Genomic DNA, 18427 nt, shown 5'->3' on the forward strand with positions numbered 1-18427 from the left:
GACCCGCTGACCGTCTCCCGACGGCCGACGGCGGCGCGCACTCGGGCTGAACGGCGAGCCTGAGGAGGCACGTGATGGGGATCAACGACGCGTTCGATGAGCTCCAGGCAGAGGTCAACGCCGACATCGACCAGGTCAAGCTGGCGCGCGAACGCCGGGACACCTTCAAGAAGGCTATGTCCGGCGAGGAGGACGTCCTGGAGACGTTCGGATCGGGCTCCCTGAGCCGAAGCACTCAGCTCAAGCCCATCCACGATGTGGACATCGTCGTGGTCTACGACGTGACCGCGCACCCGGACTGGGGCGCACCGGGCGACAGCGCGGGCGAGGCTCTGGACCACGCCGGCGATCAGATCCACCGGCTTTTGGGCCAGACCTACGGCACCGTCGCCCAGGAGGTCCGCCTGGCTGTGCCGCGCAACCACGCGGTCAAATGCTTCCTGGACGACAAGGACGAGGAAGAGGCGTTCACGGTCGACGTCATGCCGGCACTGCGCCAGAGCGACGGCACCCTGCTGATCCCGGAGAAGCTCAACCGCTGCTGGGTCCCGGCGGATCCGGAGTATCTGATCCGCAAGGTCGCCGAGCACCAGGGCGCGTGGGAACACTTCCGTCCGCTGGTGCGGGTACTCAAGGACTGGCGCCACAGTGCGCCGGTCCAGGGCCGCATCAAGTCCCTGGTCGTCGAGGTCCTCGCGCTGGAGTGCATGCCGAAAGAGGGCAGCCGCGCGGAAGGGCTGAAGGCGTTCTTCACCGCCGCCGCGGTCAGGGTCAACGAAGGAGTCTCGGATCCCGCGGGACTGTGCGGGGAAGTGCAGCCCGACCTGGACTACGACGGACTCTCCGACGCGTTCGCCGATGCCGCGGACCTCGCCGAGCGGGCCTGCGCCGCTGCTGCTGCCGGGGACACCGACGGTGCGCTGCGACTGTGGCAGGACATCTTCGGCGACGGCTTCCCCGCACCCGCCAAGCCCGCGTCGAAGATCACAGGCACACCCGCCCTGGTCGCACCCCGGCCGATCAAGGACGCACCCCAGGGATGACAGCCATGGACAGGTCCGACCGTGAACCGATCACATGGTGGAAAGCCGAACCCCGGCGCCTTGAGCGGGACCAGTCCGAGATCACCGCCCGGTTCAGCGGCCTGGTGTGGAACAGCGACGGCGCCGGCACCTGGACCGGCGTCCTGCCGCGCTGGCCGTTCGACCGCCCGCAACCGCCGAACCTCAGCGCCTGGGTGGGGGAGGAGGGGCTGCGCCTGACCGTTGCCTACAACCAGGCCTACCCCATGGTGGAACCCGCTCTGCTCCCCCTGGACCCCCTGCCGCCGCCCCAGGAGTGGACCCAGACCCGCTGGCACGTCAACGGAGACGGCACCCTGTGCCTGCTGCAGGAACACGCCTGGTGGACCGGACGGGACTCGCTCATCGACCTGCTCCTCAAAGCGGCTGGATGGCGGCTGGAGTACGCGCTGATGAAACACGGCGTCATCCAGGAGATGTCCCGCTGCGGCATCGTCAGCGACAACCGCCACGATCACTTCTTCTCCCAGCCGCCGCCCGCAGCCGGCCAAACAGATACCGCACCAGCAGCCGGCCAAGCGGACACCGGCCCGAAGACAGAGGCGCCGTGCTGATCCTCTTCCCGCACCTGGCCGCCGCCACGATCCGCCAGGCCGGCACATGGGGCCACCTGACCCTGCGGGTCAGCGCCCCGGATGAACTGGCCGTGGTGTGCGCCCTGTCGGACGGCAACAACCCCAAGGTCTCCGTCGACCCCGAGCCCGCCGAACGGCTCCTTGCCAACTGCGACCCCGCTCCCATCAGCCTGTGGTACCGGGTCGACCCCGCCCTGCACCTGGCGTGGGCGCAGTGCCGCGCACGCCAGGACACGGTCATTCCCAGAACAGCGTTCCGGGACGCCGTACGCGGCGGCTACCAGACCTTCGGAACGCCCTACCTCGCCATCACCTACGCACCCGGCCTGGCAGAGGCCTTCCCCGACGCCGCACTGCCCGACCTGGCCGCCTGGCAAGTCACCCCCGAAGGCGCCCTCCCGCTCGACATCCTCATCCAGCCCGCCGTCACCGGCATCGCCCAGCTGGAGCCGCACTGGCCGGCAGCACACCTGCAGAAAACCCGTGCTCTCCTGGTCGGGGCCGGCAGCATCGGCAGCGCCACCGCCCACGCCCTGGCCGGCTACGGCATCGGACAGCTGACCCTGATGGACCCCGACCGCCTGTCCTGGCACAACCTGGTGCGCCACACCAGCGCCGGCCGCTACATCGGCCGCCACAAAGTCACCGCCCTGGCCGAAGAACTCACCCGGCTGCGCCCGGACACCCAGGTTCAACCGCTGCCCTGGGACGTGATCACCCAAGCAGACCGCGTACGGGCACTGCTCCCCGCCGTCGACATCGTGGTGTGCACCGCCGACGGCGTCGCGGCCCGCAGAACCACCGGCCACCTCGCACGCCGTGCAGGCGTCACCGCCGTCCTGGCATGCGTCCTGCAGGACGGCGCCATCGGCGAGGTACTCAGGCTCCGACCCTGGCCCTGCCACGGCTGCCTGACCTGCCGCCGCCAGACACTGGTCAACAACGGGGGCATGGACCCCGAGCCCGCCCTGGACGCCGGCTACGGCACCGGCACACGCCACCGGCCGATGACCGCAGTCGGCCCCGACCTGCACCTGGTCGCCCATTTCGCCGCCAAAACAGTCGTCGCCACCATCCTGGAACGCGCCGGGCACCCCGACCAGCGGCTGCCCGGCGAACACGCGCTCTTGGCACTGCGCCGCCAGCCCGACTGCTCCCCGCCCTTCGACCTGAACCGCACGGGCGAACTGCGCTGGCTACCCGCGACACCCCCCGAACCGGGCTGCCCCACGTGCGAAACACCATGACCCTCCAGCAGCCGGTCACCCGGGTACGCCTGACTGCACGAGCGGTCCGCACCATCACGACGGAGCTGGCCACCAACGACCATGCCACCGAAACCGGAGGCATCCTTCTGGGCCGTCACGATCGCGACACCGTCGTCGTCCGTCACGCAGGCACCCCCGGCCCCGCCGCAGTACGGACACCGACATCCTTCCTGCGCGACCTGGCGCATGCTCAAGCATTCGCGGACCAGGCGTTCGCCGACGACGGCAGCATCTGGATCGGCGAATGGCACACCCACCCCACCAGCGCCACAACGACCCCTAGCCCGCGCGATGCAAGCACCTACCGCCGGCTCCTGGGCGACCCGGAACTGGCGTTCCACACCCTTATCGCCGTCATCCTTGCCCCTCACCGGGACGGCTGGGCAGTTCAGGCATGGGCCTGCCGCCACCACAGGATCACGGCCACTCAACTGCAGCTCCCTGTACACCTCATGTCCCCGACAGACCATCGTGACCGTGGAGGCCCGTCATGACCACCCCGGCCGGACCCCGCTGGAGGTTTCTTCCGTGAAGCGCGCTCGTGCCACGTTGCTGCTGACCGAGATGCTCGACCGCCTGGAAGGAGGCGAATGGCCGCTGGGCCTGGTCGATCAGGTCCTGGTGTTCGGCTCTTACGCCCGCGGCGCGCTGGAGCCGCACGACGTCGACGTCGTGGTCGAGCACCGCACGGACAAGCGGCTGACGTCCGAGTTCGTCCATGCCATGTCCTACGGCGGTGATCCGTCCGGGTCGATGAAACGCGCCTTGAAAGGCCGCAGCCGCGGCCTGCAGCTCCACTTGCGCGAGCGCAGCACCCTGGAGGAGGACGGCTTCCCCCTGACCGTGCTGTGGACCCGCCCCGAACCCGTCGACGCCGCCCGCGCCCGCCTGGCCGCACTCACCCCCGACCCCACCGCCGGCCGGGCCCCGCGCGACCACATGATCGAGGCATTCGAAGGGCTGGACCGGTGGATCCCACGACCAGTCCGCATCGAACTCGTCGACCTGGTCTCCCAGGGAGCCGTCCGCATCGACCGCCTCGACCTGCCCGACGCGGTACCGCAGCATCCAGCAGCGCTCGAAGCACTGCACCGCTGGACCGAGACCAGCCCACTGCGCCGCGCCGCCGCCGGGGCACTCGCCCATCTGGAGAGCACCGGACACCCCCTCGACCACGTACTGCTCCACGGTGAACCCCTGACCGACAGCCACCACAGCGCTCCCACGCCCACAGTGGGGATCGGACTCGGCTGGCACGACTTCGGCTACCTACCCCGACTGCTGGAAGACGTGAGCGACTGGTTCGAGGTGATCCGCCCCACTCGGACCCGGCCCCTGCACACCCTGCACCTGACCGTCCTCGACCACACCGCCGTGAAGGCGCGCTGACGCTCCATACACGATCTTCCCTACCCGACTCCTCCGGTCCGGACTCGCAAGCGGACTGCGCGGGAGCATCGATCACACCGTCGCACGGCCAGGGCAGCGCCACATCTCGTCAGCACCGTCGGTCTCCCGTGGAGACAGTCCCGCCAGACGCGCCCTCCCCGTCACCCTGGCCTCAGCGAATCCCCCGCACCACCGCCAGCCGACCTGCTGGCAACCCGCTGGCCCGCCGTGCCGACCTTCTAGAGGTCGAGTACTGCGCGTAGTGCCTGGCCAACCCGTCCATGGCGGTGCTGTCGACCATTCCGATCAGCAAGTGGCGATCACACGGCGCCGTCGGCGTTGGACGGCCGGGCGGCCGGGGCGGGTCCATCGGTGATCTGGTCCAGCGTGCGCGCCAGAGCTGGCAGGACCTCGTGGTAGAGGGTTTCGTGTTCGCAGCCGTCGCCGCCGTTTGCGGCGATTTCGGCGGCCAGGGCGCGCAGTGCGGGCGGTCCGCTGACGGCAAGCCGCTCGGCGAGTTTGAGGTTGCCCGCCCGTTTCTCGGGTTTCTGGTGGTACTTCGTACCACTCCTGTAGAAGTCGACGTCCATGCCCACCGGGGTGATGGGCCGGCCGATGCGCTCGGTGAGGTTGGCGATGATCTGGATGCCGTGGGCGTCCAGATCCTGCCAGGCGGCCACCGGCAGCGGCGCCATCGCCTTGAGGAACGCGGCCAGGCCGTGCGTGGCGTAGCCGGCGCCCCATATGCACAGCCACTGCTCCGCGATATCGGGGAGTTTGCACACCTGTGCGAAGGCGTCCTCGTTCTCGACCAGGAAGACGCCCACCGCCGAGCAGTCGATCAGTCCAAGGCTGCGCAGGCCGCCTGCGGGCAGTCCCAGCCAGGGGAGGCAGGCTGCGGCGTCGGCGATGACGGTATCGACGCGCCAGCGCAGGGGCCCGTGCATGCGCAGCTCCGTGTCGGTCTCTTCCACCGCCTGGTCGAAGGGGCGGCCGACGAGGTTGGCGAACGCCTGCCGACGCGCCGGCGTCCACGTGTACTTGGTGTCGCGCATGCTCTTGCCCGCCAGAACCTTGGCGGTCATCGGCTGCGGGCGGGATTGGGCGGCCCACCACACCGCGGCGGACCTGACGGCCACCTCATACACCCGCCAGTCCCCGGTTCCGGTGGCGCTGCCCGCGGGAACCTGCAGGGTGCGGGCCGGGGTGGTGGCGGACAGCAGGTTGTGTTCGCCAGCCAGTTGGGGGATGCCTGCCATCGCTTGCAGCAGCTCGGTGTGCAGCCGCAAGGGGTCGGGGTGGCCGCGCAGCTGGGCGAGCTTGTCCTCCCTCAGCGATGCCCAGGACGGGGTCAGCTGCCAGGAGTCGGGGGCGAACCCGGTGGCCTGGACGACCTTGCAGCGCAGGACGACGGCACCGCAGCGGATCAGCGACGTGGTCGTGCGCCACGCCTGCTCCTGGCCGAAGTCGGCCTCGATGGTGGCCCATCGCTTGCGGGTCCGGGTCGTCAGGACCTTGATCAGATCGCGGTCGGCCAGGTCGGCCGGCGGGTCGTAGGCGGGGACCGGATCGGAGGCGACGAGGTCGACGAAGGTGGGGTTGACGCGCCGTTTGCGGTCCACGGGCACGCGGGTGAGGACCTCGTCGCCGTCTTTTCGGGTGCGGGGCACGGTGACGGCGATGACCCCGGTGGGAAGTCCGTGCAGCGGCACTTCCCGCCGACCGTGGGCTTCGCCGACCAGCAGGGCGGGACGGGGGAGGTGCGCGCTGGGTTCAGGCATGTCAGGCATCGGAGCGTCCTGCACTGATCCAGTCGGCGGTCAGTTCCACACGCTGGCCGTCGGCGTCGTGTCCCCACGCGCGGGTGGGCTGGTTGTAGGCGTCGGAGGAGGAGGCATGGACGAACCACAGCAGCTCGTCGCAGACGTCGGCGGCATCCACCAGCACACTGTCCTGGCAGGTGCCCAGGATGGTCAGGTGCTGGAGACGCGCCACGTCCCGCAACGCGGCGAGCATGTCCTTGCGGTTGACCTCGCCCAGGCTGTTGCCGAGCTCGTCCAGGATCAGCACTCGGCCCCTGGTCTCGGCATCGGCCAGCACCGCGGCCAGGACCAGCTGGATGGCATGCACCTTCACCTGGGCGCCGTTGGCGTTCTCCCGGTAGTGCACGAAGGCGCCGCGGGGGGAGCGTTTCCAGCGCGGTGTCACCTGCCACAGCCAGGGCCTGGCACCCTCGGGCCGCACACTGTGGTATTCCAGGCGCGCACCGTCACCGCCCCGCTGCCGGTCCAACACGTTGAAGGCTTCGCTGATCTGCGCAAACAAACCTTCGACATGATGCTCGATCATGTCCTGCAGCGCTTGGAGGGTGTGCTCGCTGCGCTCTGCGGCAGTGGTGAGCTTGGCCAGGGCCTGCTCGCGTAAGGAGCGGCCGGAGGCGATCCGGGCGGCTTCGACGGCGTCTTTGTCGGCGTGGCCGTCCAGCCGGATCTGCAAGGGCGCGGCCACCTCGCCGAAAACCGTGCGCGGCAGCGCGGCCTCCTCCTCCTCCGCGAAGGCGGCCCGCAGGCGCTGCGCCAGCAGCAGGTCCTCGTCGACACCGGCCACAGCGCCAGCCGGCAGACCGTAGTGCTCGTACGCGTCCCGCAGATGATCCTCGACTTTTCGCCGCAGCCGGCCGGGCCGGGGCGTCGGCGTGCCGGGATCGGTGGCCTCCAGGAGCTCAGCCGCCTCCTCGGCGGAGGCGCTCCACAGCTGCTGCCACTGCGTGCAGGCGATCTCGGCACGGGCCCTGACCAGCGCCGTGTGCTCCTTGATCTGCTCCTTGTATGCCTTGGAAGCCGCGTCCCGGGTGAGCTTCGCAGCCGTCACCGCCTGGTCGTGGGCCGCCACTGCGCTCTGGGCCTGCTCCCACACGTCGTGCAGTCCCTCTTCGGCGTCCCGGGCAGCGGTGACTTTGCCGTCGGCCTCGGTGATTGCGTCCTTCAAGGTGGAGGCACGCTCTTCCAGGGCGGCCAGATCCCGTGCCGCCACGGCCGCATTGTGCTCGATCTCGGCGATCTCGAACTCCGATTTAGCCGTGCCCAGGCCCTCAACTGCCGCAGACACGTCGTCCGCGCACTGGCGCCGGTGCGCGACGGCCTGGGCCACGCGAGCGTCCCGTCCGGCGATCGGAGCCTGGAAGCCGCCGACGACCGCCAACGAAAGACCGGCATCGTAGGCCGCCGGCGGGTCATCCAGAGCCGTCATGCGCTCCTGCAACATGCCGAGGAATCCTGCCAGCGCCCTGCCGCTGCGCACCCCCTGGGGCAGGACATCCCCGGCACCTCCCGTCCCGTCGGTGGGATCGGCGGCGATGACCTGGGCACCGGGCAGGCCACGCAGAAACTTCCGAGCGCATTCGGCTTCGCCGCACGGCACCACCACGGCGTCGCGCCAGGGCCACAGACGCGCTTCCCACTGCGCACGGGCCAGCTCCTCCAGTTGCAGTTGGTCCATCAATCCGGCGGCGCTGATGCCGTGGCCGTCGAGGATCTCCAGGGCCTGACCCGCGACCCCACTGCGTCCCTGACGGGCCGCGTCCTCCAGCCGCAGGGCCTGTGAAAGGGCGCTGTCTGCGCCGGCCTTCTCCTGCCGCGCCGCATACAGTGCGTTCCGGGCGGCTTCCAGCGCGCCCCGGGCATCGGCAACCGGAGTTCCCTGCCACAAGCTGGCGCTCGGCCGCAGGGGAGCCATGTCCCGGCGGACGATGTCCCGCCGGGTAGCCGCCGATGTTCGTTGTGCGGCGGCCTCCTCGGTGATTTGCCTGGCGTCCACCCACTTCTGGCGGGCGGCGCTAGCAGCCGCGGCCAGTCCGGTTGCCGCCGTCAGCTCGCGCAGCCTCTCCTCGGCGCCGGCGACCAGCGTCCGCGCCTGCGCCACCCGCTGCTCTTTGTCCTCCAAGTCAGCCGCCAGCTTCCGGTCGGCTGTGGCTGCCTGCAGGTAGCAGGCAGCCACATAGTGCCGCCACGCATGGCGTCCTTCCTCCAACGCACCGCGCGCAGCGACACGTGCCCGCACGCCCTCAAGCACCGTCTCCTCGTCCGCCAGGGCCAGCGCGTGCTCATCGCGCGCCTTCTCCAGCTGCGCGGCATGTTCCAGGGCCTTGCCGCGGCGGGCACCCTCCTGCTCCAGGAGATGGGACATACCGGATAGTGCGATCAGAGCCTCCCCGATGTCGTGCGGTTCCATCGCGGTCATCTGCTGGCTGAGCAGCGAGGGCACCGCCGGGCGCAGCGGCGTGTCGAGGTAGGTCAGGCACCGCGGTGCGTTGCCGTAGAGGGCATCGGCCATCCGACGTGCCGACAGCCGGCTCGCACTGCCCAACTCCTGCCACAGGGCATCCGCCTGCACCGCACGCTCGGCATCGGACGCGTCATCGGCCACGTGGACGCCCTCAGCCCAGTTGGCCTGGACGTACGGGGCGGACGTGGCGATGCGCACCCACACCGTCAGCACCCCCTCCCCGAGCTCGTCGCCGGTGACCGCACCGTCCGCGTGGTAGGGGCCGGACCTGTCGTGCGCGAAGACGCCGACCACGTAACCGTGCGAGGCAGCAGGCATCTGCTGGGCCCGATCCACCCCGGCCGCATCGGGCTTGAACAGGATCCCGCTGGCGTACAGCCCGTGGTTGGACTCCAACCGCCACTGAGGATCGGCCAGCAGCAACGAGACCGCGATGAGGAACGAGGTCTTGCCCGAGCCGTTGGAGTCGTCCTTGGGGCCCATCCCGGACACGGCGACGAACGTCTCGGGCACCACCGGCACCGCGTGGGTGGTCAGCCGGGCGATGTCGAACGTCTGGACCGCCACCAGATGACGGCCGCCGACGATGCCGCGGTGCTCGACGAGCTCGGGCAGTCCCTCCTCCCCGTCCTCGCCCGGCTCCTCGGTCCTGTCCTGAGTCCATGTGTCGTTCATGGCTCCTGCCTTTCCTGGCCGGCGGCGCGGGCCCGGCGCCGCCATATCGACTCGGCCATGACCCCCCTCGGCTCGGCCAGCAGCACCAGCTGTTCGAACAGGTCCGCTTGGGCTGCCGGCGTCAACCGCAGCAACTGGCTGCCCAGCACGATCCCCGAACTGGTGGACCGCACCAGGTCGGCGGCGGCAAGACGGCTCAGCGCGGCGTCCACGACCCCGTCGGGTACTGCGGACTCCTTCAACCGCTCCCGGCTCACCGGCTCCCCCTGAGTCCACAAGGCCTGCGGCAGGACACTGCCACCAGCGCGCGGGACAGCGACGCTGAACAGCAACACCAGCGTCAGCACCGCACGGTCCTCAACAGGCAGGACACCGACACCCTCATCGGCCAGCCGCACCCTGACCGTGTCGTCATAGCCGGACAGGAATCCCTCTCCCACACCGAGCAGCGCCCGGCCCGAGGCAGCCAATACCTCCTCCACCACCCTGCGCAGCGGCACCTCTGCCAACGCTCGGAAACGCGCCGACGGCACCGGCCACCGCGCGGTTTCCACCGCGCACACAGCCGCCCGCACCTCTGCACGGCGCTGCTCCGGCAGCGCCTCCAGATACCGCACCTCCACGTCTACCCCTCCTCCACCTGGCAGGGCAGCAGGCAGTAGCCGTTCCGCAACTCATCGACATCCCGCTCGCTCCACGCGGCCACCATCGGCCCCAGCCGCACAGTGCCGTCCCCGGCATCGGCGGCCAGGTAGCCCCATGCGCGCAGGACCCGCAGCGCGCTGCGATACGCCGAGGTCTGCGCGATGAGCGCCATGCCTTCCCGCAGCAGACCATCCCCAGGCGGAGCACAGGCCGCCAGCACCTCCGCCTCGGCCACCACGCCCCCGGGGTACAGCGGCCGCTCCGGATCGGGCCAGCACAGGCGCACAGCCGCTCCCAGCGTCAGCAGTTGCGACGGCGTCGCCTCCCGATGCGTCAGCGGATCGCCCACCACACCACTGACCGGCTCCACGTCCGGCGCCCAACGCACCATGACCCCTGGGCCACCAGCCGACTCCACCTCGACAAGGCGCCGCTGCACATCGTCGGCGGCCCGCCGCAGCACCGACAGCCCATCCGCCGCACCCGCGGCCAGCGGCACGACCCGTCTGGCCCGGGCCCGGGCCAGCAGATAGGCGTCATCGTTCATGCCGGCCCATCCTGCACGGCCGAAGAGTCCCCGCCCACCGCACCCGACACGTCCTGCGGCAGCCGGTACAAGGACAGCGGACTGGCATAGGTGACCGCCTCGGCCGGATCGACGAGGATCTCCTCGCCGATCTCCACGAAGAACGGTGTCGCCGGGTCCGCAGACGCCTGCAGCAAGTCCACCACCGTGGCGATCGCCGCACGCCATGGCAGTGCTCCCAGCGTCCCGGTCAGGTCTGCCTCCTGCCCGCCCCTGGCCAACGACTCCATCGACGCCGAGCGCCGCCGGCGCAATAGCAGCGCCTTCTCCCGCGCCGCTTCCACCGGATCAGGACCCGGGGGGAGCGGAGCCGGCCGCGCTGGCCGCCGCCGGGGGGCCGGTGGCCGCCGCTCCCCGGCGGCCACGAGCACCTGCGCCGCGGTGATCTCCACGCTGGCGGGATCAAACACCGTGGCAGCGAACGCCTTCGCGAGCGCGTCCACCGGCGCGCCCAAGGCCGCCGACAGGTACTGCTCCGGCAGCAGCATGCTGAAGTCCCGCCGGGCACGCACCTGTTGCAGCAGCCGGTCGGAGAACTCATCCACGGCCGCCGAATAGTGAAGCGCCTCATCGATCAATCGCGTCCCCGACGCTCTCAATCGCGGGAAGCGGTTGCTGACGGCTTTGACCAACTGCTTTGCGTGGTCCAGCAACACGGCCTTGGACTGGTGATGGTGACGCTCACCCACCAGCTCCTCGATAGGCTTGGACCGCACCAGCCGCAGCAGATGCGCGGTGGTGATGGACAGATCACGCCGCACTCGCCGCAGCCGCCCGGCCAGCTGATCCTCACTCAACAAGCCCTGCGCCAGACCGACCTGCGTACGGTCCAGCAGGGTCATGATCTCCTCGACGCCGCCGGCTTCCGCCAGCCGCTCGAAGACCAACAAGGCCGCACCGCTGGTCGGATTGAAGACATAGCGCCCCTCGTATGCCTTGCCGCGGGCCTGCTCCAGCATCCCCAGCTCCGCAAAGACCCGGAACCGGGCATCAAAGACCTCGCCCGAGGCCACCGGAGCACACGCTGCAGCAATCTCCTGCCGGGTCAGCCCCCGATCGGAGGCAAGATCACCAAACGCATCGTGAATCGCCTCGGCCAGCTGCAACGACAAAAGATCGTCCGAGACCGCACCCACCGTCGACGCCACCGGTGCAACAAACGGCCGCACGAAGTCCAACGGGTCACTGCGAACCCCAGCGGCAGCACCATCGAACAGATCCCCCTGCTCGAAGCCGCTCTCCTGTGCAGACAAGCTCCCCCCAGAACCGGCCAGGCGCCCCCGCACCCTCCTCCAAGGGGCCGAACCTATCCGCCGCGGGCGCTGCCTGCTGCCACATCACCAATATCCGCCACATTCACAACGGATGGCGCAAACCCTCGTTTCAGGAGCGGATCTGGGCTGTCGCGGCGTCGATTTCTTTCATGGTGATGTTCTCGCTGCCGCTGCGGATCGCGATGACGGCGGCGGTGGAGACGACGTAGGTGAGAGCTTTGAAGTAGCCGCCGGTGCGCTGGTGCAGTTCGGCGGCGTGTTTGCTGAGGGCGTTTCCCTCGAGCCGGTGCAGGCTCAGGTCGGCCTCGAAGCTCGCCAGTACGCGCCGGAACATCTCCTGTTCCTCCTTCTTGGTGCCCAGGGGTAGGGGGTGCAGCCAGGTCACCGGCAACAGCGCGGTGGGGGAGGGTGAGACGGGTCCGGCTGGCTGTCCCGCCTGTTCGAGCCGTACCTTGTTCTCCTCGCTGACCCGGGTGAGGTCCTGGGCCAGAATGCGGGCCTGGTGCAGGCGGTAGCTGGCGCCGGTGCCGCAGAAGACGAGCGAGATGCCCAGCTTGTCGCGCAGGTAGTCGAAGTAGGGCAGCACGTTCGCCAGGTGCTGCGGCGAGGCGCGGTTGATGTCGTCGATGAGCAGCAGGCGGGTCTGCGCCGTCTCCAGGACGTAGTTGACCGGCAGGGTCACGTCCTGGTGCTTGCGCATGTCCAGGACTTCCTGGAGGTTCTTCGGCTCGGGGTTGAGACCCAGGTAGGAGCCGATCTCCCAGAGCCAGTTCACCCTCGGCTCCGGGTCTGCGGGGGTGGTGATGTGCACCACCGGGATCGTGTTCTTCTGCCGGCCGTTCGTGGTGGCTTCGATCTCTTTCTGGGCGGTGCGTCCCATCGCCCGCAGCAGGCAGGTCTTGCCGGTGCCCGGGGGGCCGTCGATGACTTGGTCCATGAGCCCGTCACGGCCTCCGCTGTTGCGGTGGATCGCCTCGACGACCGTCTCCTGCATGTAGGTCGTCGCGTCGGTGGGCACCATCCGCAGATGCCGGTGGTAGGCGATGGCCTGTTCGTCCTTCTTCCTGTCCGTGGCGGGACTGCTGCCCGCCGCCAGGACGGGCGGCTCCACTTTCTCGTCGACGAAGTGGGTCCAGCCGGTGAGCTGGAACAGCGGCAGAGGCCGCATCGGGGTGTCCTTCAGCTGCTGACGCAGACGGGCTTCACGTTTGTCACGCAGTTCGACGGATGCCTTCATCACGCTTCTCTCTCGTCACGGCCCTGCCCTACACCGACAGACCGACAGACCGACTCCGGACCGGAAAACGTGTCTGCGCCCGGGCCGGCCTGCGGCTGCGTCATTTACGGCCCCTGCCCCGGTCGTCTACATCTCCCATACGTCGTCCTCGTCACCGTCATCACCGTCCGGATCGAGGTCGTCGAGGAGTTCCGCCTCGACGACCTCGTAGGCAGCTGCCGGTGTTCCGGCCGTGGGGGCGTCCGGAGGACTGCCGTCGCCGTCGTCGGGGAAGAGCGCTGCCAGCGGATGCGGGGCCTGCCCGCTGTCCGACGGCCGGTCCGCGCCGCCCGTGCCTGCAGGCAGCGCGGGGGAGAGGGGCGCGGGCGGGGGCGCCAGGGGGGAGATGGGCAACGCCGGGTAGGGACGCAGCGTCGACAGGTCGAACTCCTCCAGGCCCGCGTAGGGGTCCTGGGAGGGCTGCTCGGTCTCCAACTCCAGCCCCTGGAAGGGTGGTTCGGCTCCGGTGCGCTTGGGTGGCGGCCTGCGGCTGCGGCGGCGCCGGTCGCGCTGTGCCAGGGACAGGGCGATCGCCTCTTCGTCCTGTTCGCTGCCGCCGGCCGCGCGGTGCTGCTCGGCGTGCTCCTGCCACATGTCCGCGGTCCACGGGTCGGTGAGCAGGTGCCGCAGCCGGAAGTCGCAGGTCACCCAGGTGTCGGCCGTGTGGTCGTACAGCCACACCCGCTCGGGACGGTAGGGGTTGAAACGGCATTCCCACTTGTTCTCTGCGCCGGGCAGCTTCGAGCCGCCGCGCAGGAGGATCTCCCGGTAGTGGGCGGCGTCCTGCGCGACGGGCTGATAGGTCCGATAGTTGATCATGAAGCCGCCCTTGCCGGGGACGACCTGGCGCGACAGCAGGAAGAAGCGGTTCTGGGCGGGGGAGAGCGGCACGGGCCGGTAGCCGCTGCGGGCCACCTGGACGGCGTACATGTCGTTGGGCGACAGCACGACGCCGGGCCGGAACGGATCGCGCAGTCCCGCGTCGGGGGTCCGCTGGTACTCCAGGGCCACCCATTCCTGGGCCATCTGCTGGAGTTCGGCGATCGTGTACAGCGACATCCGTTCGATGCCGCGGCCGCGCTTTTTGTGGCTGCGGCCCTGCCAGCCGTGCCGCACGTACTGGCTGAAGCGGTGCGCGAGGGTGGTGAAGGAGTGCTCGACGAGCGGCTTGTCGGGCCCGGTCCTCTTGCGCGCCGGGCGGCGGGCGATGCGCAGCCGGTCGCAGACCTCGGTGAAGTGCTCGCTCACGTAGGGGCTGCCCTGGTCGTAGATGATCAGTTCGGGGCGGATGACCGGGCGGGCGGCGGTGGCCTCGGTGAACCGTTCGTCCGCCGCGCGCAGCGCCCCGAACGGCAGGGTGGAGGCGGCGGCCGCGCTCAGCGGGTCCCAGCCGGGCATCACAGGCCAGGGCGCGAAGGCCTGGGCCAGCATCAGGGTCAGGTCGATCGCCCGGGTCGCCTGCCCGGCTTGTCCGCTCTCGGCGTCCCGGGGACGGCTGGGCGTGATCATCAGCGCGCACATGCTGTGACTGGCCACGTCGATCAGCGTGCTCATCTCCGTGGCGGTGGGCCGGCCGTCGTCGCCGTGGGCCAGGATTCGCAGCGGCGTGGTGTCGATCTGAGTGACCTGTCCCGGCCGCAGCACGGCCTCGCGCCCGCCGTGGGGCAGGGGCGGGGTGGATGCCAGGGCGGCCCGGGCCCGTGTCGGCTGGTCCAGGACGTCGGCCAGGCCGGACTCCTTCATCCGCAGGTAGAAGGTGGAACGGGAGGGCAGCAGAGCCGCCACGGCGGCCGGATCGCCGAGTTCCTTTCCGTAGCGCTCGTGCAGGAGATCCTCGACCTCCTCGCGGATCAGGTCGATGGTCACGTCCGACGCGTGTGCGCGCTGGGCCACCACCTCCTGCATGGCGGTCAGACACCGCGGGTCGGTGAAGCCCCCCGGCCGTTTGTCCCGCGCCGTGGGCAGCAGGACGACCGGGTTCTCCCCGGCCGCTTTCCATTTGCGCCGCTTGTCGGCGAGGGTGTGGGCGGAGCAGCGGATGCCGTCGGCGGCCAGCCGCGACGACATCGCGGCGCACCGCTGGGCCAGCGTCGTTCCCGGCCCGAATCCCCGCTCATGCTCGCTGCGGCCCGGCGCCAGACCGGTGTCGATCTCCACCATCCGCGCCTGCCACAGCGCGGCCTCCTCCTCCTGCCCCTCCTGCCGCCCCCACCCGCCAAGGGCCGCCCCGCCGGCGACCGGTGCCCCACTGCCGCTGACGACGGCGAAGTCCTCCGCGCCCACCAACCACCGGTAGGACACCGCCCGGGGCGCCTCCGCACCGTCCCGCGGTACCAGGGTGACCTGCGACCCCTGCCACTCCACCACCTCCCACTCGCGCGCCTGCCAGCGCACCCGCGCCCCGATGCACAGCGACCCCGCACGCCGGCCCTCACCCGTTCCCGCCATGCGCCGCCCCCTTCCGGTCCTCAGGCCGTCCAGGCCACGGCATCGGGCAGCAGCGGCTGCGCGATGTCGAACAGCAGCCGCCGCTGCCAGAGCATCCGGTAGGCGAGGTCCAGCCCCGTCAGCTCGTCCAGCCCGCTCGCCGCGACCCCCGCCCGCAGACCTGCCGGCTGCCTGAACGCCTCCAGCAGTGCATGCCCCTGGCCGTTCTCGTCGCCTTCGGGGAACCGGTAGCCGGCCAGCCATGCCAGGTTGCGCCCACGTACTCCCGCCGGCTCACGCACCTGCCGCACCCGCCACCCGGCCGCCCGCGCCACCTCCTCAAGCACCTGAAGCCTCACCGCAGGCAGGCTCTCCTGACTGGGTGGCACCAGCACCAGTACCTCACGCACGCCATCGGCCGTGCGGGCGAGGAAATCCGGGCGCCACCGGCGAAGTCGGCCTCCCGCCCGCCAGCGCAGTTCCACCGGGCCGGCACTGAACGCCGCCCAGGCCGGCTCGAAGTCCAGCTCCACCGCCATCCGCCACTGCCGCAGACTGCTGCACACCACGGTCTGCTCCCGGGTCGCCACCGGCCAGTAGGTGATGATGCCCTTGCGGCCCCGATAGGGCACCGGCTCGCTCACCGGCCCGAACTCCTCCAGCACCACCCCCCGAAGCTCCGCCGCGCTGCACAAGTGCACTGGCCCGTACGGCTCGCGGTACAGAGCCACGACACCCTGCCTCGCGCCGCCCAGCAGGTCGCCGGGAACCTTCGCCGCGCTCACACCGCCCACCCCCTGCCGCGCCGCCGCACGGCCCCGCACACCTGCCCGGCCGACAGCTCCTCCGACTCCCGTCCCTGACCATGCGCCAGCCGGCCGACGAAACCGCCCGCCGTCGGCTCTCGCCGTAACGGCAGCGGCTGATGGGGCCGAACAGTCAAGCTCTCACCACCTGTTCACCCACTCTGCGTCTCTCCCGGCGACGATCGCTGCCGCAACAGCCAGGCATCCCCCCATGCTGCTCCGCGCTGTGCCGTGACAACCTCCCAGCCCGCCGGATACGCCTGAAAGGGTGAACAAACCTGCGATTAAGGGGAACCGGCCACCCCCTTCCCGTACGGAACATGAGGCCCCGGGCAGACAAGGGGGAGAGGCAGACGGACCGCGTAGGTCTGGCACCGCGAAGGCTTCCAGGGCCCCCACCTCACCATCTGCCACGAGGTCGCCGACAGAGTGCTGCCCGAGCGGCGTCCTGCGCGTCGGCTCGGCTGCGAAACTCGCCCACCACGCAGCCGACTTCGGATTGCCTCGTAGCGGATGCGCCGCGGCGGAATCCCGGCGCCCAGCAGCTATCTGCGGCCCCCTTGCAAAAGGGGCCGCAGGCTGAACGACTTCGATCACGTCGGGGTAGAGGAGACGACGAGGCATCCGCGGCGAGCGGCTGGAGGGTGAACTGCTCGCCGACGTGTTGATGTACCGCCACCCCTGCTGCTCCTGTCACCGCTTCCGGAGCCAGTCCAGCCCTCGCGAACCGTTGTGCGTGCACAGAGGGCTGAAAAAAGCTGTTCCGCAAAAATCCCGTGCGCAACAAAAAAACACAACAGTCACCCCATTAACCCCCTGCTGCTATACCGGCTGGCGTAAAAGAGTACTCACCACATCTTCCTTTCCCGGAACTGTGGTGAAGGGGCAATCTCCGCTACGCAACGTGGGGACGCTGAGGCCATGCGACTTCATCTGTGGCGTTTCATCCTCGATCCTGTCACGTCGGTGCGGGCCCTCCGGCGATTGGCCGCAAGCCGCGGCCAGACATCGTTCGACGTGGCCTGGCGGCAGGTGCGCGTGGAGCGTTTCCCCGACGAAGCCCCCTATCAGCGTCACGGTCACGCCCCCTCTGGAGCCGACAGGAAGCAGCCGGAAAACGTGCATCGCCCGGACAGATGGCCGAATTAGCGAGCAATGTATTTCGGCCTGATAGGGAGACGGCAGGCAGAGGGAAGTATTCCTGCCAACTTCTGGAAACCGGTACGCTCCGCTGTACGGGATCGGACAGAATCAGGCGGTCTTTCCAGGCGAACAATGTGAGGGAGTGAAGCATGCCGGATTCCACTGAACTCGCACTGATGACAGCCTCCCTGCCTGCCGCGCTGACCTTCGTCTTCCAGCGCGTGGAGCACTTGCTCAGCAAGCGCGGCGAACAACCCGAGAACGACGTCACTCCTCCCGACGCCCTGGTCGGTACGCTGCAACTGCCGCTGCAGCCCGACACAGGACGCCTGCGCGAGCAGCGAGACCAGCTGGAAGCGCTGCGGGACGCCGTCGCCGACTACGCCCACGGCGGCGTCCCCGCCCACCCGTCACCGGCACTGCTGCGCAACGTGGCCCGGCTCAGGGCCGCCCTGGAGGACATCTACGGCCAGCACCTGACTTTCCGGGGGGAGAACAGGCCGGACTCGGGCCCGTTCGTACACCAGAAAAGCGACTTCCTCGACGGCAAGCTCACGGGCATGGATGCCGAGGAGATCACCGGAGACACCCGTGTGGTCCAGGACATCGGCAAGGTGGGCCGTGACGCCAAGTTGATCGGGATGAAAGCCCGGCGGATCGGCCCCCAGTAGTAGCAAGCAGGCCCACCATCTCGCGGCCGCGCCGCGGTGTTCCTCTCTCTTGACCTGGAAGGGCTTACGTCTTGACCCTGTCCCCGCCGCCCGGACACGACACCGCTCCGACGCCGCCCGCGCCTGCAGACGATCCGCTGCGCGATCTCACCACCGGCTTCGAACCCCCGTCGGCCCGCGATCAAGCCCCGCCCCCCGCCCCGGCGATCGAACACGGCGGACCGGCTAAAGACGACGAAGCCAGTACGCCGACATCGTTGGACCGTCTCCCGCCCGGCCCCCTTCAACCGCCCACAGCTGACGCGCAGCCACCGCCCCTCGACACA

At 69.8% G+C, this 18427-nt stretch carries 15 protein-coding genes; 7 read left to right on the forward strand and 8 right to left on the reverse strand.

Features of this window, described 5'->3' with window-relative positions; translation table 11 throughout:
- Nucleotides 1-74 precede the first annotated feature (74 nt).
- From ACZ5VD_RS39430 to ACZ5VD_RS39450, 5 genes are read left to right on the forward strand one after another with little or no spacing between them, the layout of a single operon-like run.
- On the forward strand, nt 75-1043 hold the full coding sequence (locus tag ACZ5VD_RS39430) for an SMODS domain-containing nucleotidyltransferase (protein WP_019064904.1): 969 nt from the start codon (nt 75-77) through the stop codon (nt 1041-1043).
- 5 nt (nt 1044-1048) lie between these two features.
- The gene (locus ACZ5VD_RS39435) at nt 1049-1636 is read left to right on the forward strand and encodes a hypothetical protein (RefSeq protein ID WP_468685265.1); all 588 of its coding nucleotides are present in this window, start codon (nt 1049-1051) and stop codon (nt 1634-1636) included.
- Nucleotides 1630-2904 (forward strand): HesA/MoeB/ThiF family protein, encoded by a 1275-nt coding sequence (locus ACZ5VD_RS39440; RefSeq protein WP_468685266.1) that lies wholly within the window; start codon nt 1630-1632, stop codon nt 2902-2904. The genes ACZ5VD_RS39435 and ACZ5VD_RS39440 overlap by 7 nt, the downstream gene beginning before the upstream one ends.
- Nucleotides 2901-3419, forward strand: coding sequence for a Mov34/MPN/PAD-1 family protein (locus tag ACZ5VD_RS39445; RefSeq protein WP_468685268.1), 519 nt, complete (start codon nt 2901-2903; stop codon nt 3417-3419). Before ACZ5VD_RS39440 ends, ACZ5VD_RS39445 begins: the two co-directional genes overlap by 4 nt.
- Before the next feature lie 34 nt (nt 3420-3453).
- Nucleotides 3454-4314, forward strand: coding sequence for a nucleotidyltransferase domain-containing protein (locus ACZ5VD_RS39450; RefSeq protein ID WP_468685269.1), 861 nt, complete (start codon nt 3454-3456; stop codon nt 4312-4314).
- A 320-nt stretch (nt 4315-4634) separates the two neighbouring features.
- Here ACZ5VD_RS39450 and ACZ5VD_RS39455 read toward each other — a convergent pair whose 3' ends face one another.
- The 8 genes from ACZ5VD_RS39455 to ACZ5VD_RS39490 form a co-directional block, all read right to left on the reverse strand.
- Nucleotides 4635-6095 carry a Wadjet anti-phage system protein JetD domain-containing protein gene (locus ACZ5VD_RS39455; RefSeq protein WP_468685270.1) on the reverse strand — a complete coding sequence of 487 codons (1461 nt, stop codon included), beginning with the start codon at nt 6093-6095 and terminating at the stop codon, nt 4635-4637.
- Nucleotide 6096: 1 nt separating this feature from the next.
- The gene (locus ACZ5VD_RS39460; RefSeq protein WP_468685272.1) at nt 6097-9273 is read right to left on the reverse strand and encodes a coiled-coil domain-containing protein; all 3177 of its coding nucleotides are present in this window, start codon (nt 9271-9273) and stop codon (nt 6097-6099) included.
- Nucleotides 9270-9896 (reverse strand): hypothetical protein, encoded by a 627-nt coding sequence (locus ACZ5VD_RS39465; RefSeq protein WP_468685273.1) that lies wholly within the window; start codon nt 9894-9896, stop codon nt 9270-9272. The genes ACZ5VD_RS39460 and ACZ5VD_RS39465 overlap by 4 nt, the downstream gene beginning before the upstream one ends.
- Nucleotides 9897-9898: 2 nt before the next feature.
- Nucleotides 9899-10465 (reverse strand): hypothetical protein, encoded by a 567-nt coding sequence (locus ACZ5VD_RS39470; protein WP_468685274.1) that lies wholly within the window; start codon nt 10463-10465, stop codon nt 9899-9901.
- Nucleotides 10462-11757: a hypothetical protein gene (locus ACZ5VD_RS39475; RefSeq protein WP_468685275.1), complete on the reverse strand. Its 1296-nt coding sequence runs from the start codon at nt 11755-11757 to the stop codon at nt 10462-10464. Before ACZ5VD_RS39475 ends, ACZ5VD_RS39470 begins: the two co-directional genes overlap by 4 nt.
- Before the next feature lie 130 nt (nt 11758-11887).
- Complete coding sequence (locus ACZ5VD_RS39480; protein ID WP_468685276.1) at nt 11888-13015, reverse strand: AAA family ATPase; 1128 nt, start codon at nt 13013-13015, stop codon at nt 11888-11890.
- Nucleotides 13016-13141: 126 nt separating this feature from the next.
- Nucleotides 13142-15502, reverse strand: coding sequence for a transposase (locus tag ACZ5VD_RS39485; RefSeq protein ID WP_468685277.1), 2361 nt, complete (start codon nt 15500-15502; stop codon nt 13142-13144).
- A 20-nt stretch (nt 15503-15522) separates the two neighbouring features.
- A complete protein-coding gene (locus ACZ5VD_RS39490) occupies nt 15523-16266 on the reverse strand; it encodes a TnsA-like heteromeric transposase endonuclease subunit (RefSeq protein ID WP_468685279.1) in 744 nt (247 codons plus the stop codon).
- 942 nt (nt 16267-17208) lie between these two features.
- On the opposite strand from ACZ5VD_RS39490, the gene ACZ5VD_RS39495 reads away from it, so the two are divergent.
- Nucleotides 17209-17436: a hypothetical protein gene (locus ACZ5VD_RS39495; RefSeq protein ID WP_468685280.1), complete on the forward strand. Its 228-nt coding sequence runs from the start codon at nt 17209-17211 to the stop codon at nt 17434-17436.
- Nucleotides 17437-17579: 143 nt separating this feature from the next.
- Entirely contained in the window at nt 17580-18101 is a 522-nt protein-coding gene (locus tag ACZ5VD_RS39500; protein ID WP_468685281.1) for a hypothetical protein, read from the forward strand.
- The last annotated feature ends 326 nt before the right edge of the window (nt 18102-18427 follow it).

It is taken from the genome of Streptomyces sp. NPDC032822 (assembly GCF_055578825.1).